Below are 24,066 nucleotides of genomic sequence, written 5' to 3' on the forward strand. Positions count from 1 at the left end.
GGCGGATGTGACGGAAGCGAATCCCGAGAGCCGCCCGCCCCTTCCGCCCTTCACGGCGGAGAGCGCGGCGCGCAAGGCGCGCGCCGCGGAGGATGCCTGGAACCACCGCGATCCGGTGCGGGTCTCGCTCGCCTACACGCCCGACAGCCGCTGGCGGAACCGCGCGGAGTTCTTCTCCGGGCGGCCCGCCATCGTCGCGTTCCTGACCCGCAAATGGGCGCGGGAGCTCGATTACCGGCTGATCAAGGAGGTCTGGGCTTTCCACGAGAACCGCATCGCGGTGCGGTTCGCCTACGAGTGGCACGACGATTCGGGGCACTGGTACCGCTCCCACGGCAACGAGCAGTGGGAGTTCACCGAGACCGGCCTGATGCGCCGGCGCGAGGCCTCCATCAACGACGTCCCGATCTCCGCCGAGGACCGCCGCTTCCACTGGCCGCTCGGGCCGCGGCCGGAGGATCACCCGGGCCTGAGCGATCTCGGGCTCTGACCGGGCGGGGCCTGCGGACGGCGTGTCCGTTCCCCCTTGCCGAGTCCGCCGCCGGGCCGACATGATCCGCCCATGACAGGGATCCACGACTTCGCGCCCGCCGCGGCCGACGGCGCGGCGCATCCGCTCGCCCGCTACCGCGGCCAGGTGCTGCTGATCGTCAACACCGCGTCGCGCTGCGGCTTCACCCCGCAATACGAGGGGCTGGAGGCGCTCTGGCGCCGGCATCGCGACGCGGGCCTCGTCGTCCTCGGCTTCCCCTGCAACCAGTTCGGCGCCCAGGAGCCCGGCGACGCCGAGGAGATCGCCAGGTTCTGCCGCCTGAGCTACGATGTCACCTTCCCGGTCCTCGCCAAGGTGGCGGTGAACGGGCCGGAGGCGGACCCGCTCTTCGCGCACCTCACCCGCGCCCGGCCGGGCCTGCTGGGGACCCGAGCGATCAAGTGGAACTTCACGAAGTTCCTGGTCGGCCGCGACGGGCGGGTGATCGGCCGCTACCCGCCGCTCACGCGGCCCGCCTCCCTGGAAGCGGCGATCGTGGCGGCCCTGCGGGAGCCGGCGCCGGTACCGGCCTGAGGCGGGCCGCTCGCGCGGTCCGTGACGCCGGGATAGCCTTCGGCCCATGACCACGCCCGATCCCCAGCCCGACCTCGACCCCGCCCTCGCCGGGAAGGGCGACGTCACCCGCTTCTGGCGCGTAGCGCGCTACGGGGATCTCGGCTGCCTCGCCGCCACCTTCCGGCGCTACGCCTATGTCCGGCACACCCACGAGACCTACGCCATCGCGTCGATCCAGGCGGGCTGCGAGACCTTCTTCCACCGCGGCGTCCAGCACTATGCCGATGCCGGCACGATCGCCATCGTCGGCCCGGAGGAGCTCCACGACGGGGCGCCGCACGGGGCGGGCTTCGTCTACCGGACCTTCTACCCCTCCGCCGCCCTGATGCAGGAAGTCGCCGAGGAGGTGGCGGGCCGGCCCCTGCCGGGGCCGCCCCACTTCCCCGATTCCGTGATGCGCGCCCCCGGCCTCGCCCGCGCCCTGGCGGAGATCCTCGGGCGGCTCCGGCCCGGCCCCGGCGACGGCGGCGTGCTGGCGGCCGACGAGGCGCTGGTCGAATTCCTCTCGGCCCTGATCGCCCGCTTCGCCGTCGGCACGCCGCCGCCCCGCGCGCCCGCCCGCGCCGGGGTGGCGCGGGCCCGCGACTTCCTCGACGCCTGCGTGCAGGAGGAGGTCGACCTCGCGACGCTGTCGCGCGTGGCGGGCCTCTCGCGCAGCCATCTCATCCGCGCCTTCCGGGCGGAGACCGGCCTCGCGCCGCACGCCTACCTGATCGACCGCCGGATCCGCCTCGCCTGCCGCCGCCTGGCGACGGGGGAAGGTCCGGCCGAGGTCGCGCTCGCCTGCGGCTTCTTCGACCAGAGCCACCTCACGCGGGCCTTCAAGGCCCGGCTCGGCGTCACCCCCGGGGCGTTCCGCACCGCCGCGCCCTGAGCACTTTCGTCCAAGACCCGTCCCGCGCCCTTCCGTCATGAGGCGGCGACGCGCCCGCCGAGGGGTGCCGGGAGGATGGTCGATGCACGGGATCGTGGCCCGGGAGGACGGGGAGGGGTTTCGCGCCGAGGTGGCGGCGGGTCTGCGCGACATCGCGGCGCCGGCCGTCGCCGCGGTGCCGATCGGGCTCCTGTTCGGCGCCCTCGCGGCCGCCAAGGGCCTCACCGTCCTCGATGTCGGCGCGATGTCCGCGCTCGTCTTCGCGGGCGGCGCCCAGTTCGCGGCGGTCGAGATCTGGTCGCACCCGGTCCCGGTCGGGGCGCTCGTCTTCTCGACGCTCCTGATCAACCTGCGCCACGTGCTGATGGGGGCCTCGCTCGCGCCCCGCCTCGGCCGCTTCTCGCGCCGCCAGAAACTCCTCTGGCTCGCCGTCATGGTCGACGAGACCTGGGCCTTCGCGGAGCGCCGGGCCGTCCGGCGGCCCCTCACCCCGGCCTATTTCGGGACGATGGGTGCGGTCTACTGGATCTCCTGGCTGGTCTGGTCCCTCCTCGGCGCCTGCGCCGGCTCCATGCTCGGCGATCCGCGCCGGGTCGGGGCGGACTTCGCCTTCACGGCCCTGTTCATCGGGCTCGTCGCGGGGTTCGGGCGGACCCGCGCGGGCGCCGCGGCGATCGCCGCCAGCGGCCTGGCGGCGGCCGGGACCGCTCTCCTCCTCGGGCCGCCCTGGCACGTCGCCGCGGGTGCCGGCGCCGGGATCCTCGCCGCCGCCCTGGCCGCGCCCGGGGAGGCGCCGCGATGATCCCCGATCCCGGCGCGCTCGCCGCCATCCTGGCCATGGCGGCGATCACCTACGCGACCCGGATCGCCGGCCTCTTCCTGGCCGGACGCCTCGCCCCGACCGGACGCGCGCGGGCCGCGTTCGAGGCGATCCCGGCCGCGGTGCTCACGGCCCTCATCGCTCCCTCGGCCCTCGCCACCGGCTGGCGCGAGACCTGCGCGGCCGCCCTCGCGGCGCTCGCGGCGACCCGCCTGCCGCTGCTCGCCACCGTGGCGATCGGGGTCGCGGCCGTCGTGGCGCTGCGCGCGATTCCCTGATGCCCGGGTGCACTGCGACACATTGTACAACAGACTGCGTTGCAGTGCGAAGCAACGAAGCAACGCGCGTCCGGTTCCTCTCCTCGTCGCGCCGCGCTCCCTAATGACGTAAGTGTTTAATCCTGCATGCGGCGAAATATCCCGCCAAATGGCGGCAGAGCCCCGGGAATTCTGCGTCAGTCCAGTTATTAGTCTTTTCATCCTCTTCGCGGCGTGCGGAACCGCACGTCGCGAAAGCCGTTCCCGGGCTACATCCATCTCACACCGCGGACGTCGATCCTTACGGGATGCGCCGCATCACGGAGACGAGACACAGATGAAGACCCTGATCGCCGCCACCCTCGCCGCCCTCGCGATCGGTGCCGCCCCGGTCTCCACCGCCCTGGCCTTCGACCCGCCGGCCCGCCACCAGGCCTATGGTCCCTCCGACGTCGACGCCACCGGCGCGCTTGGGCGTACGGCGCCGCTGGGCGTCCATGACGGGCCGTTCTACGAGTCCTGCCCGATGAGCTCGGCCGCCGAGAGCAATGCCAACCAGCAGACCCGCCCGGTGAAGCAGTACGGCCAGACCGCCGGCGGGAACCTGTGCTGATCCGGGGGCGGGAATGCTCCTGAAGGGCTTCTCCGACGCGATGATCGGCGTGTTCGCCGGGACGCTCGTTCTGACGGCGTTCGGCACCGTGACGGCGCTGGCGGGTTTCTGACACCGTGATGGAAGGGGCCGCCGCGTGCGGCTCTTTCTCGTTCGTGTCGAGCCATCCTCGCGACAGTAGGAAACTTTTGTATCTTAGCAGAATACGAGAATTTTCATCTCTGTTCTGGCTGAAATCCGAAATTGACGTCGAGGTCTCGCGGGCTACCCTCGCGGTTCAACGACGATCGCAGGACAGGGGTCGGTTCGCCGGGAGGGCGGACCGGCTTCGCGCATCGTCCGGACGAGGCCCAGGACGACCCCGATGACCGCACAGACCGACGTTCTCTGGTTCCTGCCGACCCACGGCGACGGCCGCTACCTCGGCGCCAGCGAGGGCGCGCGCGAGGTCTCGCTCAATTACCTGCGCCAGATCGCCCAGGCGGCCGACGATCTCGGCTATTACGGCGTGCTGCTGCCCACCGGGCGCTCCTGCGAGGACTCCTGGATCGTCGCCTCGGCGCTGGCGCCTGCCACCAAGCGCCTGCGCTTCCTCGTCGCCGTGCGGCCCGGCCTGCAGGAACCGTCGGTGGCGGCCCGCATGGCCGCGACCCTCGACCGGATCTCGGACGGGCGCCTCCTCATCAACGTGGTGACGGGCGGCGACCCGGTGGAACTGCGCGGCGACGGCGTCTTCCTCGACCACGACGCGCGCTACGTCGTCACGGACGAGTTCCTGCACATCTGGCGCGGCCTGATGGCGGGCGAGACCGTCACCTACACCGGCACCCATCTGCGCGCCGAGGCCGGCCGCCTGATCTACCAGCCGGTGCAGCCCTCCGGCCCGCCGCTCTATTTCGGCGGCTCCTCGGAGGCCGGGATCGCGGTCGCGGCCGAGCATTGCGACGTCTACCTGACCTGGGGCGAGCCGCCCGCGCAGGTGGCCGAGAAGATAGCCCGCGCCCGCGAGGCCGCCGCTGCGAAGGGCAAGACCTTCTCGTACGGGATCCGCTTGCACGTGATCGTGCGCGAGACCGAGGGCGAGGCCTGGGAGGCCGCCGAGAGCCTGATCTCCCGGCTCGACGACGACACCATCGCGCGGGCCCAGGCCACGCTGAAGCGCCAGGATTCGGTCGGCCAGAGCCGCATGATGGCGCTCCACGGGGGCGACCGCGGCAAGCTCCTGGTCTCGCCGAATCTCTGGGCCGGCGTCGGGCTGGTGCGCGGCGGCGCCGGCACCGCCCTCGTCGGCTCGGCCGATCAGGTCGCGGACCGGATGAAGGAGTATATCGATCTCGGCATCGACCGCTTCATCCTGTCGGGCTACCCGCACCTGGAGGAGGCCTACCGCTTCGCCGAGCTGGTCTTCCCGAAGCTGCCCCTGAGGGCGACGACCGGGACGGGGCCGCGCCACGCCCGCAACGACGGCCCGTTCGGCGAGGTGATCGCCAACGACATCGTGCCGAACCGCCGCGTCGGCGCGCACTGATCCGGGCGATCGCGCGCATTCGAGCGATCGCTTTCACCGGGCGGCGAGACGGCCATGTGACGCTGCGGCATGCCCACCGCCGTGACCATCGCGAGAACCCTCGCCGCTCTCTGCGCGGTCGCCGGCCTCATCGCGATGATGGTGGCGCCGGCGCCGTCCTGGGGCACGGTGTTCACCGGCCTCGCGGCCCTCGTCGCCTTCGCGACCCTGTCGCTGATCGCGCGGCGCGCGGAGCGTGCGATACGGCCGGTTCCGCGCCGCGCGGCGACCGAGGCGGCGCCTGCGCAGCCCGCGACGGAGCCGCCGGTGATCGAGGTGATCCTCCCACCGCCCGAGAGGATGGCCGGCGCGCATCCGGCGATCTACCGGGCGATGCGGGTGCGGCGGATGGGGCGGTAGAAGGTTTCAACCGGATCTGGCCATTGTCCGACCCGCTCATGCACCCTGGACGGCGGTGCCGCAGGCATGCCGCCGGGGTGGCTTTGAGAGTCGTTATCCGTTACGCGCTTGAGAAAGTTCGTGCGCTGTGCAAAATTGACCTAACGTCATGAACGTTGCGGCTGCCCCATGACATCTCTCCAGATCATCGCAGGGTCTTGCGGAAAGGGAACCGGTCACTATACCGCCGGGCTGCTCAAGACACCGGACGGGCGGGAGCACGGTGTCGAATCCATCATCGCTGTCGAGGTCCACGGCGATGTGAGATCTGCGCCCCGCTGGTCGGGGCAATTGCTGAACGGGATCAAGGGCGGACTGGCCGTCGCCTCGTCGCTCGAACTATCGGCCCCGCTGGCGCTTGCCGCGGGCGCCCTCGGCGCAGGTCTGGGTGCCGTGAGTGACGAACCGCGATCACTGGCCGTGGTCGAGGCGACTTTTCTCGACGGGGGCACGATCGTCGCCATGGCGGATGCGGGCCTCGCGGCCCTGATCCGGAACGACCGCGATGTCGCCCAGGCGGCGGTCGCGCGCGCGGCCGCGATGGCGGCTCCGTCCGAGGAGGCCGCGGCGATTCCGGAGACGGGGACCGGGCTGGCGAGTCAGGCGTTCGGCGCGGCCGCACAGGCTGCCGATGCCGCGGGCGCGGCTGTCACGTCGGCATTCAGCTTCTTTCGTCGCGACAAGACGGCCTGACGCGGGGCGTCCCGGGGCCACGAACCGCGTGTGCCTCCGCGGAGGCTCGGGTCCTACCGGAGGAAATCCCCAAAGGCCCGCGGTCCGTCCGAGGTCTTGATCGCGCCGGTCACGCGCAGGCTTCCGGTGTCGATCACGCTGACCGTGTTCGACTCCCAGTTCGCCACGTAGACCCGCCGCCCGTCCCGGCTCGCCGCGATGCCCTCCGGGTACTCGCCGACCTCGATCCGGGGCCCCGGCGCCAGGGTGGCGAGGTCGAAGGTGCTGACTGTGCCGCCGTACTGGTCCGTCACGAAGGCCCGCCCGCCGGTCAGCGCCACCACGTAGGGCCGCTCGCCCACCCCGACCTGGCCGACCGCGCGCCGCGACGCGATGTCGATCACCGAGACGTCGTTCGAGCCGACATTCGCCGTGTAGGCCCGCTTGCCCTCCCGGTCGATCGTCACGCCGAAGGGCCGCGTCCCGACCTTCACCACGCCGACCCGCTGGCGGGTGCGCGCGTCGATGACCGAGACCGCGTCGTCGTCCCGGTCGGTGACCAGGATCGTCCCGCCGTCCGGCGTCACCGCGAGGCCGGAGGGCGAGGTGCCGACCGCGATCTCGCCCGTCACCGCGAGGCTCCCCGGATCCACCACCCAGAGGCGCTTGGCGTACCAATCCGCCACGTAGACCGTGCCGTCCGCCGGGTTCACCCCGACGCCGAGGGGGCCGCCCTCCAGGGCGACCCGGCCGACGACCGCGCGCGCCGCGAGGTCGATGACCACGAGCGCCTTGCCCTCCGGTGCGGTGACGTAGGCCCGCGCCCGGTCGGGCGAGAGCGCGATTCCGGCCGGGGCGCCCGGCACCGCGAGCCGCGCCACGACCTGGGCGGCGTCGAGATCGACGATGTCGACCGCGTTCGCGTTCTGCGCCGTGACCACCGCCTCCTCGGCGCCGGCCGGCAGAGCCAGCCCGGCGCCGAGGAGGAGCCCCGCGAGGAGTTGCCTCACGAACCGCTCTTCTCGATCTTCGCCTTCAGGTTCTCCAGGCCCGCCTTGTACAGGTCGGTCACCGCCTTCACGGCCGCCTCGTCGCTCAGCTCGGGCGGCGGATCGTTGTTCATGAAGCCGCGGTAGAACGCGCCGTCCCAGCTCACGGTCGACTTGCCGTCGCCGGCCGGCTCGACCTTGATCGTGGAGGAGTAGTTGTTGACCGGCAGCACTTTCACGTCGACCTTGTTGATGCGGTACGACAGGCTCATCTGCTCGGCGTTGTACTTGTAGAGCTCCTCCTCGACGGTGGCGCCTCCCTTCAGGGTGAGGGTGCGGGTGGCCTTGACCTCGTTGCCGCCCTTGCCCTCGGTCTTCTCGACCGGCGGCAGCCAGCTCATGTCCTGGAAGTTGCCGACCACGGCCCAGACCTTGGCGGGCGGGGCGTTGATCTCGACCTTCTCCTCGACCTTCTTGCGGGTCGGGCCGTGCGCCTCGGCGGCGAGCGGCGCCAGCGCGACCAGCGCCGCGACGGCGCTCCCGAGCAACAGCTTCATCAGACGTCCTCCTAAGCCTCGGTGTCGTCGACGAGGAGCCGGTCCTCCGCCCGCAGGCTGAGGGCGGCGGCGACCTTCTCCTCGATCCAGGACCAGGCCTCGCGCTCGGCGGGGCCGGCCGTCTTGGAGACCGCGATGAACAGGTATCGCAGCTCCGAGAGCACTTTCTCGCGCGGCAGCCGGTCGAGCCGCGTCGACAGGATCGCGGCCTCCAGCACGGCCGCTTGCGCGCGGTTGAAGCCCGCGAAGGGGCGGTGGGCCTCCTCGTGCACGATCCGCCCGCGGAAGCGCGGCCGGACCGGATCGTCCTCGACCGCCACGACCTCGAATTCCCGGTGGCCGAAGGCCTCGGCGAGGCGCCGGCCCGGGATGCGGGCGCAGGGGAGGGTGGCCCAGTCCCGCCGCCCCGTGACGCAGCCGGCGATCACCCGCAGGTCGGCGGGCGCCGCCGCGGCAAAGACCGGGTTCGCCTCCAGATTCGCGATGGTGGGGGAGGGGCGGAACGGGGCGAGGATGAAGTCGGGGCCGTCCTGGATCAGGCCGAAGGGCACGAGGTGCAGGCTGCCCCCGGACCCTTGCGTGGTGACGATGGTCTCCAGGATCAGGGGCAAGGCCTCACTCCGCCTCGGATTCGCGTGCCGGTTTCCGCCCGTGCAGGGTGTGGCCGACCTCCTTGAAGGTGGTGGTGTCCTGCACCACCGCGTCGAGCGCGCAGCCCCAGTCCAAGGGTTCGTCCTGCACGTAGCGCTTGCCGAGCCGCCAGGCGAGTTCGGCTTTGGTCAATTCGCCGCCGAGGTAGAAGGCGTGGCCGCCATCCTCCGCCACGTCGAGGGCGGGGAAGAACGCCATCGCGTCGGTGCCGACCTCGTGGATCGCCCGGTTGTAGACGTGCACGCCGTCCTCCGCGACCGCCACCCGGTAATTGGGGTCGCGCACCTCCGCGGCGAGCGCCGCGATCTCCTCGGGCGTCTGCGTGTAGGGGCGCTTGTCGTGGAGGCTCAGGAGCTGGCGCCCGTAGCCCTTCGGCAGGGCGCCGTCGGCGCGCGCCGCGTACATCACCCGCCGGGCGGCGTCGTGCTCCTCGACCGTGCGGCGGGTGTGGTTCGAGACCTGCACGATCAGCACGTTGCGGATCGCCAGTTCCGAGCACAGGCCGACGAGAAGCGCCGTCACGCCGAGGCTGTCGGCCTCGGTGAGTTCGGTCAGGTTGCCGGTCCCCATCATCATCTCGATGTCCGGGTGGCGGCGGCGGGTCTCGTGGTAGCGCACGATGGAGGCCGCGAAGCCGAAATGGATCGGCTCCAGGATCGGGTCGGCCAGGAAGGGTTTTCCGGCCTCCCGCATCCGCGCGATGGCGCGGTCGAGGGACTCGAGGTCGTCGGGCCGCACCGGCACCAGCACCGGCACGGCGTCGGTCTCGAAGGCGAGGTCGAGTGTCTCCTCGTTGAGGCTGAGGAGAAAATCGGCGCCGGCCCTCGCCCCGCGGGCGATTTCGTCGCGGTCGAAGGAATCGACGCTCACCCGAAGGCCCGCGCCCTTCAGGAGCCGGACCGTCTCCTCCAGGTGCGGGAAGGGCGTGTCGGGCAGGCCGCCGAGGTCGATCACGTCGGCGCCGCGCCGGGCGAGGTCCTGCGCGCGGGCGAGGATCTGCCCGGGCGTCAGCTTCGAGGCGTCGACGATCTCCGAGAAGATCCTGAGGTCGTGCCGGGACAGGTCGGGTTTGCGGCCGGCGAGCCCGAGGAAGGCCGGCAGATCGACGATCTCGTCGGGGCCGCGCTCGACGGGCACGCCGAAATGGGCCGCGAGCACCGCGGTGTCGGCCCGGCAGCGGCCCGGCAGGACGATGCGGTCGCTCCCCTCCGGCACGCTGACGCGGCGGCGGATGATCTCCTCGGTCATCAGCGCGGCGACCTTCACGCCCGCATCCGCGATGGTGGCGGCGAAGCGCTCGGGGGGCAGTGCGGCGACGATTGTCTCCAGGCGCGGCCGGGCGAGGCGGCCGGTGACGAAGACGATGCGCTCCGTCATCGGGGCCTCTCGGAGGTGGGAGCCGTGAAGGGCGCGGGGAACCCCTCTCCCGTGCGGGAGAGGGGTAGGGGTGAGGGTCCCGGACCGTCCCGCAAGAATGCTGAGATCGTCGTGCTGGCAGCGGGACGGTTCAGACTCCTTGCTGAACCACCTGGACCCTCACCCTTACCCCTCTCCCGCACGGGAGAGGGGATCCCGCGGTGGCTCTCGAATGCGACGGTGACGGCCCGTCCCATCTCAGGCCTCCACCAGCGCCGCGCCGGGCGCGTAGACCCGCTCGCCCTGCGGTCCCCGCAGCCGGATCTCGCCGCGGAAGCGCTGTGCAAAGTGCGGGAAGGCCCTGTCCACGATTTCCGCCGCCACAGGATCCTCGGCCTCGGCCGACTTCACCAGCACGCAGCGCGCCGCGCCGAGCTCCGCCGCCAGCCACAGCGCGAGGCTGTCCGAGGTGACGTCCCAGCTCTCGGGGATGTCCGGGTGCCCGTCCTTCAGCGCTGCCGGATCCCAGACCGGAACTTGGCCCCGGGCGATCTCGGCGGCCGGCTCACGCGACACCACGAGCCGCGGCTCCAGCGATCGGAGGATGCGGGCCATGCCGCTCATCGCGTCGAGGGCGAGCCGGTGCGCCAGCGCGTCGTCGAAGCCGAGCGCGGCCTGCGCCTCGCGCACCGCCTCCGCGAGGCCGCCGCCGCCCGGCACGATGACGCAGGGCCCCTCCGCGCCGTCCGCCAGCCCGCGCAGGATCGCGCGCAGCCGCTCGCCATCGGCCACGAGGCTCCCGCCGAGCTTCACCACGCTGAGGGGGCGCGTCATGGGCGGTCCTTACGCCGCCGCCGGTCGGTCCGCAGCCGCGGCGAGGCGTCGCGCGGCCTCCGCGATCCGCGCCGGGTCGAGCCGGGTCCGCCGGTCGCCGCCCGCGCAGAGCCCGCCGCGGAAGCCGAGATAATCCGGCCCGAGCGCGGCGAGCGCCGGGATGTCGTCGAGGGACAGGGAGCCGGCGAGCCCGCAGAGCAGCCCGTGCCGGCGGCAGCCCGCCACGAAGGCCGCGAGCCGGGAGACGGGCAGGTGGTCGGTCAGGCGCCGCCCGTCCTTGCCGCGGGTGTCGATCATGGCGCCGCGAAAACCCGCCGCCGCCAGGTCCGGCAGGGGAGCGGGGTCCGCCAGATCCTCGGCGAACAGCACCGCGATCACCGGCGGCCCGGCCCTCGACGCGAGGTCCGGGATCCCGCCTGGAGGGACCGCGATCTTCAGGTAATCGGCGCCGCAATCGCGCAGGGCCGCCAGCATCCGGTGGGCCTCCGCCTCGCCCGTCGGCTCGCCCGCCACCGCGCTGGTGAGCCCGCCCGAAGCCGCGGCCACGATCGCCCGCACGGTCTCGGGGGGCAGCCCGCCGAGCGCGCCGCGCTCCGGGTCCTTGGCGTCGACGAGGTCGGCGCCCTGGGCGCGGGCGAGCGCCGCCTCGGCGGCGTCGCGCACGCTCGCGAGCAGGCGCACCCGCGGGGCGGGGGAGGAGGGGGCGTGGGGCAAGGGGTTCAGGACCGGCTCGGAAGGGGTTCCGCGAAGAGGCGGTTCTTCACCAGCCAGCGCACGCTGTGAAGCCACGTCTCGTCCGTGTCCCCGCGGATCACCACCTGCCCGCCGCGCAGGACCTTGCCGGTCTCGCTGTCCGAGATGGTGATGCTGAGGTTCAGGATCTGGTTGGTGGTGCGCTGCACATAGCCGTAGACGGCGAGGCCCGCGCCCGCCGCCTTGGCGATGCGCTCGGCGCAGCCCTCGCACTTGTAGAGCGGCGCGTCCTTGCGGATCTCGCCCGCCTGCGGCGCGAGGTCGACGGACTCGACCTGACCCTGCGCCGCCACCTCCCGGCGCAATGCGTCGGAGGCGAGCGTGAGGCGCCGCTGCTCCTCCGGCCGGGGTGGGCGCGCGCCGATCACCCCGGGCTCGGCGAGTTCGATCCCGAACACCGCCGCCGTCTGGGGTGCCGCCCGCCCGGCGCCGGGCAGGAGGACGAGCGCGAGGGCGGGAAGAAGGCGGGCGGACAGCATCGCCGGACGATGCCACGGCGCGGGCGGAGGGCGCAACGCGGCGGAGCCCAGCCGCCCGCCGCCCCGCCTTGGACTTTGGGCTGCGGCCCCGCGCCCCAGGCCCGTCTTAGACTCTCCTTAGCGATAAGGCGTTGAGCCCGCGTCGGAATTCTTGTTAGCGTGCGGCCCGCATGGTTGTCCCTCCCCGCCTGTCGTCCCGTCTGGCCTGCCTTCTCGCCGCCTGCCTGCTCGCGGGTGGGCCGGGCCTCGCCCAGACCAGTCCGTCCCCCGCGCCCGAAGTCGCGCCGCCGGGCGCGGCCGAGATCCGCATCGGCCTGATCTACCGTCCGGCGCCGGCGCCCGCCTCCTACGACGCCCAGGCCGTGCCCGAGGATGAAGGCGTGGCGGGCGCGCGCATGGCGGTGCGGGACAACAACGCCACCGGCCGCTTCACCAAGCAGTTCTACGTCCTCGATGCGGTGGCGCTCGCCAACCCGGAGCCGGGCGCGCCGCCGCCGGAGGATCCGGTCGCGGCCGCGCGGGCGCTGGTCGAGAAGGGCGACCGCTTCATCGTGCTGGCCCTGACCGGGCCCGAGGTGCTGGCGGTGGCGGACGCGCTCAGGGAATCGGGCGTGACGCTGTTCAACGCCGCGGCCCCCGACGACCGCCTCCGCGGGGCGGAGTGCCGCGCCAACGTCTTCCACATCGCCCCGAGCCGGGCCATGCAGACGGACGCGCTGGTGCAGTTCCTGGCCTTCATGCGCTGGCGCAAGCTGTTCCTGATCGTCGGGCCGCAGGAGGGCGACCGGCTCTGGGCCGAGGCGCTGAAGCGTTCGGCCAAGAAGTTCGGGCTCGTCATCAGCGCCGAGAAGCCCTGGACCTTCGGGCCGTTGGCGAGGGCGCGGGGCGACACGCCGACCCGGGCGGAGGCGCTCGTCTTCACCCGCGGCCTCGACTACGACGTCGCCGTGGTGGCGGACGAGGCGGGGGATTTCGGCGACTACGTGCCCTTCCACACGGTGGATCCGCGGCCCGTGGTCGGCACGCAGGGCCTGTTCCCGGCGACCTGGCACCCGACCCTGGAGGTCTGGGGCGCCGCCCAGGCGCAGAACCGCTTCCGGCGCCTGACCGGGCGGCTGATGCGGCCCCTCGATTACCAGGCCTGGACGGGGATCCGGGCGGTCGGGGAAGCGGCGATGCAGACGAAGAGCGCCGATCCGGCGGTGATCGCGGGCTTCCTCGCCGATCCCGCCTTCACGCTGCCGGCCTACAAGGGCGTGTCGCTCAGCTTCCGTCTCTGGGACCGGCAGCTGCGCCAGCCGATCCTGCTCGTGCAGCCGAGCGCGCTGGTGGCGGTGGCGCCCGAGCAGGGCTACCTGCACCAGCGCACGCCCCTCGACACGCTGGGCATCGACCTGCCGGAGACCCAGTGCAAGCTGGCGAAATCGTGAGGGACAGGACGGTGCGCCCCGCGGCATAGGGACGAAAACGCCTCTGTGCCGCGAGGCGGTGGGGCGAGAACCGATCGAAGGGAGAGACACCGCATGCGCCACCGGATCCGGGACGCGCTCGCCGCCGCGGCGCTCGGCCTTGGCCTGACGGCCGCGCCGCCGGCGCGCGCCTACACGGTCTACGTGACGAACGAGAAGGGCAACTCGGTCAGCGTCATCGACTCGACGACGATGCAGGTGAAGGCGACCTGGCCGGTGGGGCGACGCCCCCGCGGCATCACGATCAGCCACGACGGCAAGGACCTCTACGTCTGCGCCAGCGACGACGACCGCATCGATGTCATCGACACCGCCACCGGCAAGATCGCCCGCTCCCTGCGCTCGGGGCCGGACCCGGAGCTGTTCATCCTCGCGCCGGGCGGAAACCCGCTCTACATCGCCAACGAGGACGACAGCCAGGTCACGGTGCTGGACATCGAGAAGAACAAGGTCGTGGCCGAGGTGCCGGTGGGCGTCGAGCCGGAGGGGATGGGCATCAGCCCGGACGGGACCATGCTGGTCAACACCTCCGAGACCACCAACATGGCCCACTTCATCGACACCAGGACGTACCAGGTGATCGACAACGTGCTGGTGGACGCGCGGCCCCGCTTCGCGGAGTTCTCGGGCGACGGCAAGTGGCTGTGGGTCTCGGCGGAGGTGGGCGGCACCGTCTCGGTCATCGACGTGGCGGCCCGCAAGGTGGTCAAGAAGATCGCGTTCAAGATCCCGGGCGTCACCGACGAGCAGATCCAGCCGGTGGGCGTGCGCGTGACCCGCGACGGCGCCCGCGCCTTCGTGGCCCTCGGCCCGGCGAACCGCGTCGCGGTGATCGACACCAAGACCTACGAGGTCGAGAAGTACTTGCCGGTGGGTCAGCGCGTCTGGCAGCTCGCCTTCACGCCGGACCAGAAGCAGCTCTTCACCACCAACGGCTCCTCCAACGACGTCTCGGTGATCGATGTGGAGAGCCTGAAGGTGGTCAAGAGCATCCCGGTCGGGCTGCTGCCCTGGGGGGTGGCGGTCTCGCCGCAATAGGGTGCCGCGCGCGCCCTGAACCCTCCCCCCCTCTGCGGGGGAGGGTGGCCTGCGGAGCAGGCCGGGAGAGGGGCCGGCGCGACGCTGATCCAGGTGGCGCTCTTCACCACGCTTCAGGCTTCTCCGGCACCGTGGTTCCCCTCTCCCGCCCCACTCCGTGGGGCACCCTCCCCCGCAGAGGGGGGAGGGTTGATCGCGCGCAGTTCTGAAACCCTCTCACCTCCTCACGGACCCTCCCCATGCCCCCGCTCCTCCGCTCGGCCGCCCTCGCCGCGGCCCTCCTCAGCGCCGCGCTCCCGGCCTCGGCCCGCGATCTCGCCAAGGGCCGCACCGACCTGCCCGACCTCGTGCTGGGCGACGGCGAGGGCAACGACTACGCGGTCTCGACCAAGGACATCGAGATGGAGGCGGGCAAGTCCTATCGCCTGCGCATCACCGCCAAGGGCCAGAAGGAGTACAAGTTCTTCGCCACCGAGTTCTTCCGCGGCGTCTGGATGAACCAGATCGTCGTCAACCACCTGGAGGTGCACATGGCCGGCGCGCCGCACCACCTCGAATTCGACGACCAGGGCACGATGGAGGTCGAGTTCGTCACCGTGCGGGCCGGCGAGTTCCCGTGGTTCGTGCAGGGGCTGGAGAGCCGGGGCATGACCGGCCGCTTCATCGTCAAATGAGGGTGGTTCCGCCGTTCGGGCCGCTCCCCTACATCACCGGCAAATCCCGAGGAGGAAACCGAGACCCCATGCGTCCGATTCTCTGCCTGCTGGCCTGCCTCGCCGGCACCCTCGCGGCCGGCGCCGCCCGCGCCGACGACGCCGCGGCGTGCCGCGACGGGATCACGATGATCAAGGCCGAACTCGCCAAGTCCCCCGCCGAACCGCTCCAGCGCAGCCTCAAGAAGGCCCTGCGCAACGCCGAGCGCGAGCAGGGCGAGGGCGAGTTCGACGAGTGCATGGACGCGGTCAAGGACGCCCGCAAGGCGCTCGGGCAATGACCGCGCCCGAGACGGCGCCGGCGCTGGCGGTCGAGGGCGTCAGCCACCGCTTCGGCAGCCGCACGGCCCTCGACGCCGTCTCGCTGCAGGTGCCGCGCGGCCAGTTCGTCGCCCTGCTCGGGCCGAACGGCGCGGGCAAGACGACGTTGTTCTCGGTCGTGACGCGGCTCTACAACAACCAGGACGGGAAGGTCGCGATCTTCGGGCACGATCTGCGCCGCGAGCCCTCGCGGGCGCTGGCCCGGCTCGGCGTCGTCTTCCAGGCGCGCACCCTCGACACCGACCTGACGGTGCGCCAGAACCTCCTCTACCACGCGGCCCTGCACGGCATCGCTCGCAGAGCCGCCGAGGCGCGCATCGGCGCGCTCCTCGCCCGCGTCGGCCTGATCGAGCGGCGCGACGACAAGATCCGCACCCTCTCGGGCGGCCAGTCGCGGCGCATCGAGATCGCCCGCGCGCTGATCCACGGGCCCGACCTGCTGCTCCTCGACGAGCCCACCGTCGGCCTCGACCTGGAGGCGCGCTCGGACATCGTCGCCATCGTGCGGGCGCTGGTGCGCGAGGAGGGGCTCTCGGTGCTCTGGGCGACCCACATCTTCGACGAGGTCGAGCCGCAGGACCGCGTCGTCGTCCTGCACAAGGGCAAGATCGTTGCCCGGGGGCTCGCCGGGGCGCTCGCCGAGCCGTCGGGATCCCTCGAAACCTCCTTCCGCCAGATCGTGGCGGAGCCCGCCCGGAGGCAGGTCGCATGAGTTCCGGACCCGCCGCCCTGCCCGCCGCCGACGCGCACGCCGTGCGCGGCCGCCTCGACGCGACAGGCTACCTGATCTGCTTCCTCGGCATCACGCGCCGCGAGCTCCTGCGCTTCTTCAATCAGAAAGAGCGGTTCTTCTCGGCGCTGGTGCGGCCGCTGGTCTGGCTGTTCATCTTCGCGGCGGGCTTCCGCAACACGCTCGGCCTGTCGATCACGCCGCCCTACGAGACCTACGTGCTCTACGAGGTCTACGTGGTGCCGGGGCTGGCGACGATGATCCAGCTCTTCAACGGCATGCAATCGTCGCTGTCGATGGTCTACGACCGCGAGGTCGGGTCGATGCGGGTGCTGCTGACCAGCCCCTATCCGCGCTGGAGCCTGCTCTTCGCCAAGCTGGCGGCGGGCGTCGCGGTCTCGATCATCCAGGCCTACGTCTTCCTGGCGGTCGCGGCCTTCTGGGAGACCGACATCCCGTGGATCGGCTACCTCGCGGCGCTGCCGGCCTTCATCGCCTCCGGGCTGATGCTCGGGGCCATCGGGCTGTTCCTGTCCTCGCTGGTGCGGCAGCTGGAGAACTTCGCGAGCGTGATGAACTTCGTGATCTTCCCGATGTTCTTCGCCTCCTCGGCCCTCTACCCGCTCTGGCGGATCAACGAGTCGAGCGCGACACTCTACTGGATCTGCGAGATCAACCCGTTCACGCACGCGGTCGAGCTGGTGCGCTTCGCCCTCTACGGCGCCTTCGAGCCCGTGGCCTGCGCGGTGGTGCTCGGCACCGGCCTCCTGTTCTTCATCCTCGCGGTGATCGCCTACGACCCCGGCCGCGGCCTTCTGGCACGGCGCGGCGGCCCGGCGGGCGACGCCGCCTGACTGACCCGAAGGTGCTTCGATGCTGCGTCCCCTCTTCCTCGCCCTCCTCGCCGCCGCCCTGTCGACCGCCGCCGCGGCACAGCCCCGTCCCGATCCGGACTGGCCGTGCGCGCAGCGCAAGGTCCCGACCCTGGGCTACGGCTCGGTCTGGACCGGCCCCGACCCGGCCGCGGCGCTCCAGGACTGGGGGCGGGACCGCGAGGCGGCGCAGCTCGCCCAGAAGCTCGCCTCGCGCAAGACGCCCCTGGAGGAGGTCGACCCGCTGCTCGCCGATTTCGTCGAGAAGGCGGGAGCCGAGAAGGATGTGCGCCTGACCCGGGTCTTCGCGGGCGTGTTCGACGTCCTGAACGAGGAGCGCAACAAGGTCGTGGCCGGGATCGGCCGCTACGCCCGCGGCCAGCGGGTCATGGCCGAGCGCATCCGCGACGAGGGTGGCCAGATCAGCGAGATCAAGACCTCTCCGGACGTGAAGGAGACGAAGGAGCTGACCGACCTGGAGACCCGCTTCAACTGGGACAAGCGGATCTTCCAGGAGCGCAGCCAGTCGCTGACCTATGTCTGCGAGGTGCCGACCCTTCTGGAGCAGCGGCTGGGGGAGGTGGCGCGGAAGATTCAGGCGAAGCTGTGAGGGCTCGAACCCTCCCCCGCAGAGGGGACAGGGTGACCGCCGCCGCCCGCCTCACTCCCGGCCCGTCGCAGGCTCCGCCCCGCCCCCCAGCTCCCGCCGCCGCCGCTCCATTGCCGCCTCGATCTCCGCGCCGGTGAAGCGCGGGGTGATGTGCTGCGGGCAGTTCCAGTCGAAGCCGGCGACCTTCACCTCGGCGATGCCCTCGATCCGCGCCCGGTAGGGGCCGAGCGCCACCGCCTCCGCCAAGTCCGGCCGCGCCGCCGCGTCGTGGAAGGTGAGGTGACCCAGCAGCTTCAGGCGGCTGCGGGACGGATAGTCCATGAAGAACAGGGAGACCCGGTCGTCCGCCGCGACGTTGCCGCGGGAGATGTACTGGCGGTTCCCGGCGAACTCCGCCCAGGCCAGGGTGTCGGGGTCGATCACCCGCACGAAGCCTGCCGGGCCGCCCCGGTGCTGGATGTAGGGCCAGCCGTCCTCGGTGGTGCTGGCGAGGTAGAAGCTGTCGCGGCTCTCCAGGAAGGCCGCCTCGGCCTCCGTGAGATGCGCGTCGGTCGGGGCGGAATCCGGCCGGCCCTCCCGCGCGTAGGGAGAGTTGCGGCGGGCCTGCTCGGCCCGGACCGCGGGGGTGAACAGCGTCTCGTGGAACCGTCTCATGGCGGGGACCTCCGCTCGATGGTCCCGAGATAATGGACCTCTCCGCCGCGGAGAACGGCCGCGCCGCGCACGGGATCATTCCGCGCGGCGCAATAATCCGCCTATTGGGCGAGCCACGCGCGCAGGTGCACCATGTCGCCCTGCGTCAGGCCGTGACCCGCCGGCAGGACGGTGTGGCTCACCGTGGCCCCCGCCGCCCGCAGCCTCCGGGCGAGGTCGGCCGCGTTCGCGGCCGGGACGATCGGGTCCATGGCGCCGGACAGGATCAGCACCGGCGCGCCGCCGAGATCGCCCGCGGGCGGATCCGTGAGGGGCACCATTGCGCGGAGCAGCGCGGCGCCGGCGAGGAGGCCGGGGTGCCGCAGCAGCAGGGCCGCCGCGACGTTGGCGCCGTTCGAGAACCCGACCGCGACCGGCGCGGCGATCCCGTAGGCGTCCCGGGCCTCGCGGACGAAAGCCGCGAGGTCGTCGGCGCGGCGGCGGAGATCCGCCTCGTCGAACACGCCCTCGGCGAGGCGCCGGAAGAAGCGCGGCATGCCGTTCTCCAGCACGGGGCCGCGGGGCGAGAGCAGCGCGGCCCCCGGCGACAGCGTCCGGCCGAGCGGGATCAGGTCGTCCTCGTCGCCGCCGGTGCCGTGCAGGAGGAGGAGCGGCGGCACGCCCTCGGTGGTGGCCGGCTCGAAGCGGTGGACGAAGGTGGTGGGCGGGGCGGGAAGGGGGGAGGGGTGGGCGGACATGGGATTGCCTCCGAGTGTTGGCTGGGCGGGACGGGCGGGTGCGAGCCTTTGCCCGTTCGGCGGCGGGCAGGCCTCGGAAGAGGCTGTATTCGCAGTGCTTTGCGCTCATTCAGCTGGCGCGGGATCCCGTCTCCCGGGTGGGAGAGGGGTAGGGGTGAGGGTGGCTCGGGTTCAGGATGACTCTGAACCGTTCAGCTGCCAGCGGCCCGGGTGCGTCTCCTTGCTGGACCCGAGCCACCCACACCCCCGGCCCCTCTCCCACTCGGGCTAGCGGATTCACAGAACGCGAAAAATAAAGACCTGGCAGATGCTTACGTCGACACACGATGGTTTCGGGTGTGGCGCGGGGAACCCCTCTCCCGTGCGGGAGAGGGGCAGGGGTGAGGGTCCAGGTGGTTCAGCAAGTATTCTGGAGTGTCCCGCTGCCAGCACGACCGTCTTCGCTTGATGACGGCACGGTCCGGGGCCCTCACCCCTACCCCTCTCCCGCACGGGAGAGGGGATCCCGCGGGTCTCCTCGGTTCCGTTCAAGCGACTGCGAAAGAAGCACTTTCTTGATGCCGGAAGGCGAAGTGTGAACACGCTAGCCCACTCGGGAGAGGGAAGAGGGGCCTCCTATTTTACCGGACAGCGTGTCCTCGACGGGAGGAGATTTTCCTAATGTCACGCCACCTTCGGGAGCACGCGCTCGATCTCGGCCCGGTGCGGCTCCAGGAAGTCCGGCAGCTTCAGCGCCTGGCCGAGCGTCGCGACGGGCTCGTCGGCGGAAAAGCCCGGGATGTCCGTGGCGATCTCGAACAGCACCCCGCCCGGCTCGCGGAAATAGACCGAGCGGAAGTAGTTGCGGTCGCGCTGCTCCGTCACGTTCACGCCGTGCGCGTCCGTGAGGCGGCGCACCATGGCCTCCTGCGCGGCGTCGTCGGCCGCCCGGAAGGCGATGTGGTGCACCGAGCCGCCGCCCGGCCGGCCGCGCAGGAAGTCCCCGACCGCCCGGATCGTCACGTGACCGCCGATCCCGGCATCGCCGCTGAACCGCGCCAGCGCCCCCTCGCGGCCGGTCTCCGTCAGGCCGAACACGTCGGTGAGGATCCGCGCCGTCGGTCCCTCCTCGCGCAGCAGCAGGGTGACGCCGTGGAAGCCGCGGACCGCGTGCTCGGCCGGCACCTCGCCGCCCGTCCAAGCGGGCTCGTCCTCCGCGCCCGCCACGCCGACGAGGGCGAGCGCCATCCCGTCCGGATCGCGGAAGGGCAGCACCGTCTCGCCGAACACCCGGGCGGGGGCCTCGTGGGCCACGCCCTCCGCGATGAAGCGGTGCGTCCAGTAGCCGATCGCGCCCTGCGGGACCCGGAAGGCCGTCTCCTGCGTCTCGCCGATGCCGACCCGGCCCGGCGCGACGTGCTCCCAGGGGAAGAAGGTCAGGATCGTGCCGGGCTGCCCGGTCTCGTCGCCGTAATAGAGGTGGTAGGTGCCCGGATCGTCGAAGTTCACCGTCTTCTTCACGAGCCGCAGGCCGAGCACGCGGGTGTAGAAGTCGAGGTTGCGCCGGGCGGGGCCGGAGATCGCGGTGACGTGGTGAAGGCCGTGGGTCATGGTCACCTCCTCGGGGGCTGTCGGCGCGGGGCCGATCGGGATGAGGCGAAGGTAGGCACGGCCCGCCCGCCCTGATACGGAAACGATCGAAAGGCATCGTTTCGGAATTCGATGGATGGCGCTTCCCGATTTCGAGGCCTGGGCGATCTTCGCCCGCGTGGCCCAGGCGGGCTCCTTCTCGCGCGCGGCGACGGATCTCGGCGTCTCGACCGCCACGGTCTCGAAGGCCGTGAGCCGGCTGGAGGCGCGGCTCGGCGCGAGCCTCTTCCACCGCACGTCCCGGCGCATCGCACTCACCGAGGTCGGCCGGACGGCGGCGGAGAACGCGGCCCGGATCGTCGCGGCGGGCGAAGCGGCGGAAGCGGAGGCGCAGTCGGGCGCGCGCGAGCCGCGGGGGCTGGTGCGGGTCGCCGCCCCGATGTCCTTCGGCCTGCGGCACCTCGCGCCGCTGCTGCCGGACTTCCTCGACGCCTACCCGGAGGTGGCGGTCGACCTCCACCTCAGCGACGCGCTGATCGACCTCGTCGGCGGCGGCTTCGATCTGGGCTTGCGCATCGCGGTCCTCGCGGATTCCTCCCTGCGGGCGCGCCGGCTCTGCGGCGTGCGCCGCTCCCTCGTCGCGGCGCCGGCCTACCTCGCCCGGGCCGGGCGGCCGGCGCATCCGCGCGACCTCGCGCATCACGCCTGCCTGGGCTACGCCTACCTGCCCGATCCCGACCGCTGGCACTTCACCGGGCCCGAGGGTGCGGTCTCGGTAGTGCCGGCGGGACGGCTGCGGGCCAACAACGCCGACGCCCTCGCGCCCGCGCTCCTCGCCGGGCTCGGGATCGCCGTGCAGCCCGATTTCCTGGTCTGGGAGGAGATCGCGGCGGGGCGGCTGGAGCGGCTGCTGCCGGACTGGTCGCCGCCCCCGATCGCGCTCAACCTCGTCATGCCGCCCGGCCCCCTGCGGCCGGCCCGGGTCACGGCGCTGATCGCCTTTCTGGAGCGGCATCTCGCGGCGGCGCCCTGGTCGGCGTGAGGTCAGGCCGCGACGTAGCCCGCCGCGAGGAGCGCGAGCCCGGCCACGCCCGAGAGCGCGAAGCGCAGCCGCCCGAGCCAGTGCGGGACGAGGCCGCGGCGCGGCATGTCCTGGTCGACGACGCCCCAGGCCAGCACCAGGGCTCCGAGCAGGCGCAGCTCCCAGGGCGCGGGCGCCGCCAGCGCCGCCCAGGCGAGGAGCGAGGGCAGCACCGCGATCGCGTAGTCGGCGGTGCGGCCGCTCCGCGCCGCCGCGCCCCAGCGGATTCCGCCCAGGAAGGAGGCGATCACGGCCCCGTAGGTCGCCAGCGCTGGCCGCGCCGCGAGCCCGGCGATCTCCGCGCGGCCGAGACAGAGCAGCAGGGCGAGCCCGACGAACGGGATCAGCCCGGCGGCGCCGAGGAGCAGGGCCCCGGCCGGGGCGGGTGCATCGCGGTCCATTCAGTCCCTCCGGAAGATCAGGCTGGCGAGCAGGCCCGAGAGAAGCGCCAGGGCTCCCGTCCCCACACCGTAGAGCAGGGACCAGTCCCGGGCGAAGGCCGCGAGGCCGGCCTCCGCGCCGGTCTTCACGAGGTCGAACCGCGCCGTCTCGCGCGCGACCGGCACCGTGCCGGCGAGGAGCGTGACCTCCACGTCGTAGGCGCCCACCGGCGCGGCGGCCGGGAGCGCCACATTGGCCCGGAAGACCGAGGCCGAGAGGAAGCGCACGCCGGTCTCCGCCTCGACGAACAGGCGCTGGCTCCGGCGCAGGCGCAGCAGCGCCTCGCGGAACGGGTCGTCCCCCTCCGGAGCGGCGGTGAGATCCCCCGAGTCGACGATGGCGCGCAGCCCCAGGCGCAGCCGCCGTCGGGTGGACGCGTCCGCGAGCCGCGCCAGCGGCGCCGAGGACAGGACCGCCAGGAAGGCCGGCACCTCGGCGAATTTCTGCTGCGCGCGGTTGACCCAGAGCGGCCCCAGCGCCTGCTTCTCGCGCAATGTGAGCGACTGGCGCGGGCCGCGGACCGTGATCACCGCATCGTAGGGGCCCTGTCGGGCCGCCGCCTGCCCGTCCCGCTCGACGGCGCCGAAGACCGCGAGCGAGGCCCCCGCATAGGTCGAGGTGACGGCGAGCCGCGTGAAGGAGAGGCTCACCACCAGGGCCTCGGCCGCGGCCGGCCGGGCGAGGAGGCTGCCGGCGAGGCCGAGACCGGCGAGGGTCGCCGCGCGCGCGAGCGGGAGGAGCGGCGCGGGGCGCCGCATCAGCGCGTCTCGGCGGCGGCGATCGAGAAGGGTTCCGCCGGCCGGACCGCGAGCTCGATCACGAAGCGCAGATCCACCGACAGGACCAGGACCGCGAGCAGGAGCCGGAAGGTCTCGGACCGAAGGTTCCGGCCGAGCCGCGCCCCGAATTGGGCGCCGAAGACGCTGCCGGCGATCAGGATCACCGCCAGCACGATGTCGACGGCCTGATTCTGCACCGCGTGCAGCACCAGCGCCACCAGGGTGGTCCAGAGGATCTGGAACTGCGAGGTGCCGACCACGACGGCGGTGGGCACGCGCAGGAGGTAGAGGAGGGCGGGGACCAGGATGAAGCCGCCCCCGATGCCGAGCACGGCGCCCGCGAACCCGACGAAGAGCGCGAGGCCGAGGATCGGCAGCACGCTGGCGTAGAGCCGGGAGCGCGGGAAGCGCATCCGCAGGGGCCAGGCCATGTAGGCGGGGTGCTCGCGGCCGCTCCGCGCCGGGCCTGCCCGCCCGCCCCGCCGCGCCCAGAGGTCGCGCAGGGATTCGCGCAGCATCAGCCCGCCCACCACCGTGAACAGGGTGACGTAGGCGAGCGCGATGACGAGGTCGAGTTGGCCGGCCCGCCGCATCGCGGCGAAGAACCACACGCCGAGCGCGGTGCCGGCGACGCCCCCGCCGACGAGGACGAGGCCGAGGCGCAGGTCGATCGCCCGGCGGCGCAGGGCGGCGAGGACGCTCGTGGTCGAGGAGGCGACGATCGGCGCCGCCTGCGTCCCCACGGCGATCGCGGGCGGGATGCCGAGCACGATCAGGATCGGGGTCATCAGGAAGCCGCCGCCGATCCCGAACACCCCCGAGACGAAGCCCACGGCCGCGCCGAGCCCGAGGAGCAGCAGCACGCTCACCGGCATCTCGGCGATCGGAAGATAGACCTGCAAGGGGGGAGGATCCGCAGCGACTCGCCCGACGGTAGTGCATTCCGGCCCTGGGCGGAAACCCGCCCCGGGCCGGAAAAAGAGTCTGGATCCAGGGGACGGCCCCCCGGGCAGTCAGGCGGTGCACCCGGAGCAGCCCCCGCTCGGGCCGCGAGCGGGGGCTGCTCCGGGTGTTCGATACCGCCTCATTGTCGGCGCTGAGCAGGAATCCCCTTCAGCGGACG

At 72.5% G+C, this 24,066-nt stretch carries 30 protein-coding genes; 17 read left to right on the forward strand and 13 right to left on the reverse strand.

The window, feature by feature from the left end; genetic code table 11:
* The first annotated feature begins 7 nt into the window (after positions 1–7).
* From ACW9J6_RS24035 to ACW9J6_RS24075, 9 genes are all read left to right on the forward strand, one after another.
* Complete coding sequence (locus ACW9J6_RS24035) at positions 8–490, forward strand: nuclear transport factor 2 family protein (RefSeq protein ID WP_457115181.1); 483 nt, start codon at positions 8–10, stop codon at positions 488–490.
* Positions 491–562: 72 nt separating this feature from the next.
* Positions 563–1,066 (forward strand): glutathione peroxidase, encoded by a 504-nt coding sequence (locus tag ACW9J6_RS24040; protein ID WP_457115182.1) that lies wholly within the window; start codon positions 563–565, stop codon positions 1,064–1,066.
* 46 nt (positions 1,067–1,112) lie between these two features.
* Entirely contained in the window at positions 1,113–1,982 is an 870-nt protein-coding gene (locus tag ACW9J6_RS24045) for an AraC family transcriptional regulator (RefSeq protein WP_457115183.1), read from the forward strand.
* An 82-nt stretch (positions 1,983–2,064) separates the two neighbouring features.
* A complete protein-coding gene (locus ACW9J6_RS24050) occupies positions 2,065–2,784 on the forward strand; it encodes an AzlC family ABC transporter permease (protein WP_457115184.1) in 720 nt (239 codons plus the stop codon).
* Positions 2,781–3,080 (forward strand): AzlD family protein, encoded by a 300-nt coding sequence (locus tag ACW9J6_RS24055; protein ID WP_457115185.1) that lies wholly within the window; start codon positions 2,781–2,783, stop codon positions 3,078–3,080. The genes ACW9J6_RS24050 and ACW9J6_RS24055 overlap by 4 nt, the downstream gene beginning before the upstream one ends.
* A 316-nt stretch (positions 3,081–3,396) precedes the next feature.
* Positions 3,397–3,672 carry a hypothetical protein gene (locus ACW9J6_RS24060; protein ID WP_457115186.1) on the forward strand — a complete coding sequence of 92 codons (276 nt, stop codon included), beginning with the start codon at positions 3,397–3,399 and terminating at the stop codon, positions 3,670–3,672.
* Between the two features lie 364 nt (positions 3,673–4,036).
* Entirely contained in the window at positions 4,037–5,200 is a 1,164-nt protein-coding gene (gene ssuD, locus ACW9J6_RS24065) for an FMNH2-dependent alkanesulfonate monooxygenase (RefSeq protein ID WP_457115187.1), read from the forward strand.
* Positions 5,201–5,269: 69 nt separating this feature from the next.
* Positions 5,270–5,599 (forward strand): hypothetical protein, encoded by a 330-nt coding sequence (locus tag ACW9J6_RS24070; RefSeq protein WP_457115188.1) that lies wholly within the window; start codon positions 5,270–5,272, stop codon positions 5,597–5,599.
* 168 nt (positions 5,600–5,767) lie between these two features.
* On the forward strand, positions 5,768–6,331 hold the full coding sequence (locus tag ACW9J6_RS24075; RefSeq protein WP_457115189.1) for a hypothetical protein: 564 nt from the start codon (positions 5,768–5,770) through the stop codon (positions 6,329–6,331).
* 53 nt (positions 6,332–6,384) lie between these two features.
* Here the strand turns inward: ACW9J6_RS24075 and ACW9J6_RS24080 are convergent, their stop codons facing one another.
* The 7 genes from ACW9J6_RS24080 to ACW9J6_RS24110 all read right to left on the reverse strand — a co-directional run bounded on the left by ACW9J6_RS24080 (position 6,385) and on the right by ACW9J6_RS24110 (position 11,929).
* Entirely contained in the window at positions 6,385–7,320 is a 936-nt protein-coding gene (locus tag ACW9J6_RS24080) for a YncE family protein (protein WP_457115190.1), read from the reverse strand.
* The gene (locus tag ACW9J6_RS24085; RefSeq protein WP_457115191.1) at positions 7,317–7,856 is read right to left on the reverse strand and encodes an SRPBCC family protein; all 540 of its coding nucleotides are present in this window, start codon (positions 7,854–7,856) and stop codon (positions 7,317–7,319) included. The genes ACW9J6_RS24080 and ACW9J6_RS24085 overlap by 4 nt, the downstream gene beginning before the upstream one ends.
* An 11-nt stretch (positions 7,857–7,867) precedes the next feature.
* On the reverse strand, positions 7,868–8,467 hold the full coding sequence (locus ACW9J6_RS24090) for a DUF447 domain-containing protein (protein ID WP_457115192.1): 600 nt from the start codon (positions 8,465–8,467) through the stop codon (positions 7,868–7,870).
* Positions 8,468–8,471: 4 nt separating this feature from the next.
* Positions 8,472–9,884: a DUF6513 domain-containing protein gene (locus ACW9J6_RS24095; protein ID WP_457115193.1), complete on the reverse strand. Its 1,413-nt coding sequence runs from the start codon at positions 9,882–9,884 to the stop codon at positions 8,472–8,474.
* A 237-nt stretch (positions 9,885–10,121) separates the two neighbouring features.
* Positions 10,122–10,697, reverse strand: a complete 576-nt coding sequence (locus ACW9J6_RS24100) for an amino acid kinase family protein (protein ID WP_457115194.1) — start codon at positions 10,695–10,697, stop codon at positions 10,122–10,124.
* Between the two features lie 9 nt (positions 10,698–10,706).
* Complete coding sequence (locus tag ACW9J6_RS24105) at positions 10,707–11,411, reverse strand: (5-formylfuran-3-yl)methyl phosphate synthase (RefSeq protein ID WP_457115195.1); 705 nt, start codon at positions 11,409–11,411, stop codon at positions 10,707–10,709.
* A 5-nt stretch (positions 11,412–11,416) separates the two neighbouring features.
* Entirely contained in the window at positions 11,417–11,929 is a 513-nt protein-coding gene (locus ACW9J6_RS24110; RefSeq protein ID WP_457115196.1) for a DUF3280 domain-containing protein, read from the reverse strand.
* A 170-nt stretch (positions 11,930–12,099) separates the two neighbouring features.
* Here ACW9J6_RS24110 and ACW9J6_RS24115 point away from each other — a divergent pair, with 170 nt between their 5' ends.
* The 7 genes from ACW9J6_RS24115 to ACW9J6_RS24145 all read left to right on the forward strand — a co-directional run bounded on the left by ACW9J6_RS24115 (position 12,100) and on the right by ACW9J6_RS24145 (position 17,682).
* Entirely contained in the window at positions 12,100–13,359 is a 1,260-nt protein-coding gene (locus ACW9J6_RS24115; RefSeq protein ID WP_457115197.1) for an ABC transporter substrate-binding protein, read from the forward strand.
* Between the two features lie 93 nt (positions 13,360–13,452).
* Positions 13,453–14,436 (forward strand): YVTN family beta-propeller repeat protein, encoded by a 984-nt coding sequence (locus tag ACW9J6_RS24120; protein WP_457115198.1) that lies wholly within the window; start codon positions 13,453–13,455, stop codon positions 14,434–14,436.
* Between the two features lie 239 nt (positions 14,437–14,675).
* The gene (locus ACW9J6_RS24125) at positions 14,676–15,110 is read left to right on the forward strand and encodes a hypothetical protein (RefSeq protein WP_457115199.1); all 435 of its coding nucleotides are present in this window, start codon (positions 14,676–14,678) and stop codon (positions 15,108–15,110) included.
* Between the two features lie 68 nt (positions 15,111–15,178).
* Positions 15,179–15,430, forward strand: a complete 252-nt coding sequence (locus ACW9J6_RS24130) for a hypothetical protein (RefSeq protein ID WP_457115200.1) — start codon at positions 15,179–15,181, stop codon at positions 15,428–15,430.
* Positions 15,427–16,182, forward strand: coding sequence for an ABC transporter ATP-binding protein (locus ACW9J6_RS24135; protein ID WP_457115201.1), 756 nt, complete (start codon positions 15,427–15,429; stop codon positions 16,180–16,182). The genes ACW9J6_RS24130 and ACW9J6_RS24135 overlap by 4 nt, the downstream gene beginning before the upstream one ends.
* Positions 16,179–17,054, forward strand: coding sequence for an ABC transporter permease (locus tag ACW9J6_RS24140; protein WP_457115202.1), 876 nt, complete (start codon positions 16,179–16,181; stop codon positions 17,052–17,054). Before ACW9J6_RS24135 ends, ACW9J6_RS24140 begins: the two co-directional genes overlap by 4 nt.
* A gap of 19 nt (positions 17,055–17,073) precedes the next feature.
* Positions 17,074–17,682, forward strand: a complete 609-nt coding sequence (locus tag ACW9J6_RS24145; protein ID WP_457115203.1) for a hypothetical protein — start codon at positions 17,074–17,076, stop codon at positions 17,680–17,682.
* Positions 17,683–17,733: 51 nt separating this feature from the next.
* Here the strand turns inward: ACW9J6_RS24145 and ACW9J6_RS24150 are convergent, their stop codons facing one another.
* From ACW9J6_RS24150 to ACW9J6_RS24160, 3 genes are all read right to left on the reverse strand, one after another.
* Positions 17,734–18,336 (reverse strand): pyridoxamine 5'-phosphate oxidase family protein, encoded by a 603-nt coding sequence (locus ACW9J6_RS24150; RefSeq protein WP_457115204.1) that lies wholly within the window; start codon positions 18,334–18,336, stop codon positions 17,734–17,736.
* A 101-nt stretch (positions 18,337–18,437) separates the two neighbouring features.
* Complete coding sequence (locus tag ACW9J6_RS24155) at positions 18,438–19,073, reverse strand: alpha/beta hydrolase (protein ID WP_457115205.1); 636 nt, start codon at positions 19,071–19,073, stop codon at positions 18,438–18,440.
* A 663-nt stretch (positions 19,074–19,736) separates the two neighbouring features.
* Positions 19,737–20,663: a ring-cleaving dioxygenase gene (locus ACW9J6_RS24160; protein ID WP_457118991.1), complete on the reverse strand. Its 927-nt coding sequence runs from the start codon at positions 20,661–20,663 to the stop codon at positions 19,737–19,739.
* A gap of 115 nt (positions 20,664–20,778) precedes the next feature.
* Between ACW9J6_RS24160 and ACW9J6_RS24165 the strand changes: the two genes are divergently transcribed.
* A complete protein-coding gene (locus ACW9J6_RS24165) occupies positions 20,779–21,684 on the forward strand; it encodes a LysR family transcriptional regulator (RefSeq protein ID WP_457118992.1) in 906 nt (301 codons plus the stop codon).
* Between the two features lie 2 nt (positions 21,685–21,686).
* On the opposite strand, the gene ACW9J6_RS24170 is transcribed toward ACW9J6_RS24165, so the two are convergent.
* Genes ACW9J6_RS24170 through ACW9J6_RS24180 form a run of 3 tightly spaced genes read right to left on the reverse strand, consistent with a single transcriptional unit; the run spans position 21,687 to position 23,845 of the window.
* Positions 21,687–22,124, reverse strand: coding sequence for a DUF3429 domain-containing protein (locus ACW9J6_RS24170; RefSeq protein WP_457118993.1), 438 nt, complete (start codon positions 22,122–22,124; stop codon positions 21,687–21,689).
* A complete protein-coding gene (locus ACW9J6_RS24175) occupies positions 22,125–22,922 on the reverse strand; it encodes a TIGR02186 family protein (protein ID WP_457118994.1) in 798 nt (265 codons plus the stop codon).
* Positions 22,922–23,845 (reverse strand): sulfite exporter TauE/SafE family protein, encoded by a 924-nt coding sequence (locus tag ACW9J6_RS24180; RefSeq protein WP_457118995.1) that lies wholly within the window; start codon positions 23,843–23,845, stop codon positions 22,922–22,924. The genes ACW9J6_RS24175 and ACW9J6_RS24180 overlap by 1 nt, the downstream gene beginning before the upstream one ends.
* Positions 23,846–24,066 lie beyond the last annotated feature (221 nt).

The organism is Methylobacterium sp. JK268 (assembly GCF_054052225.1).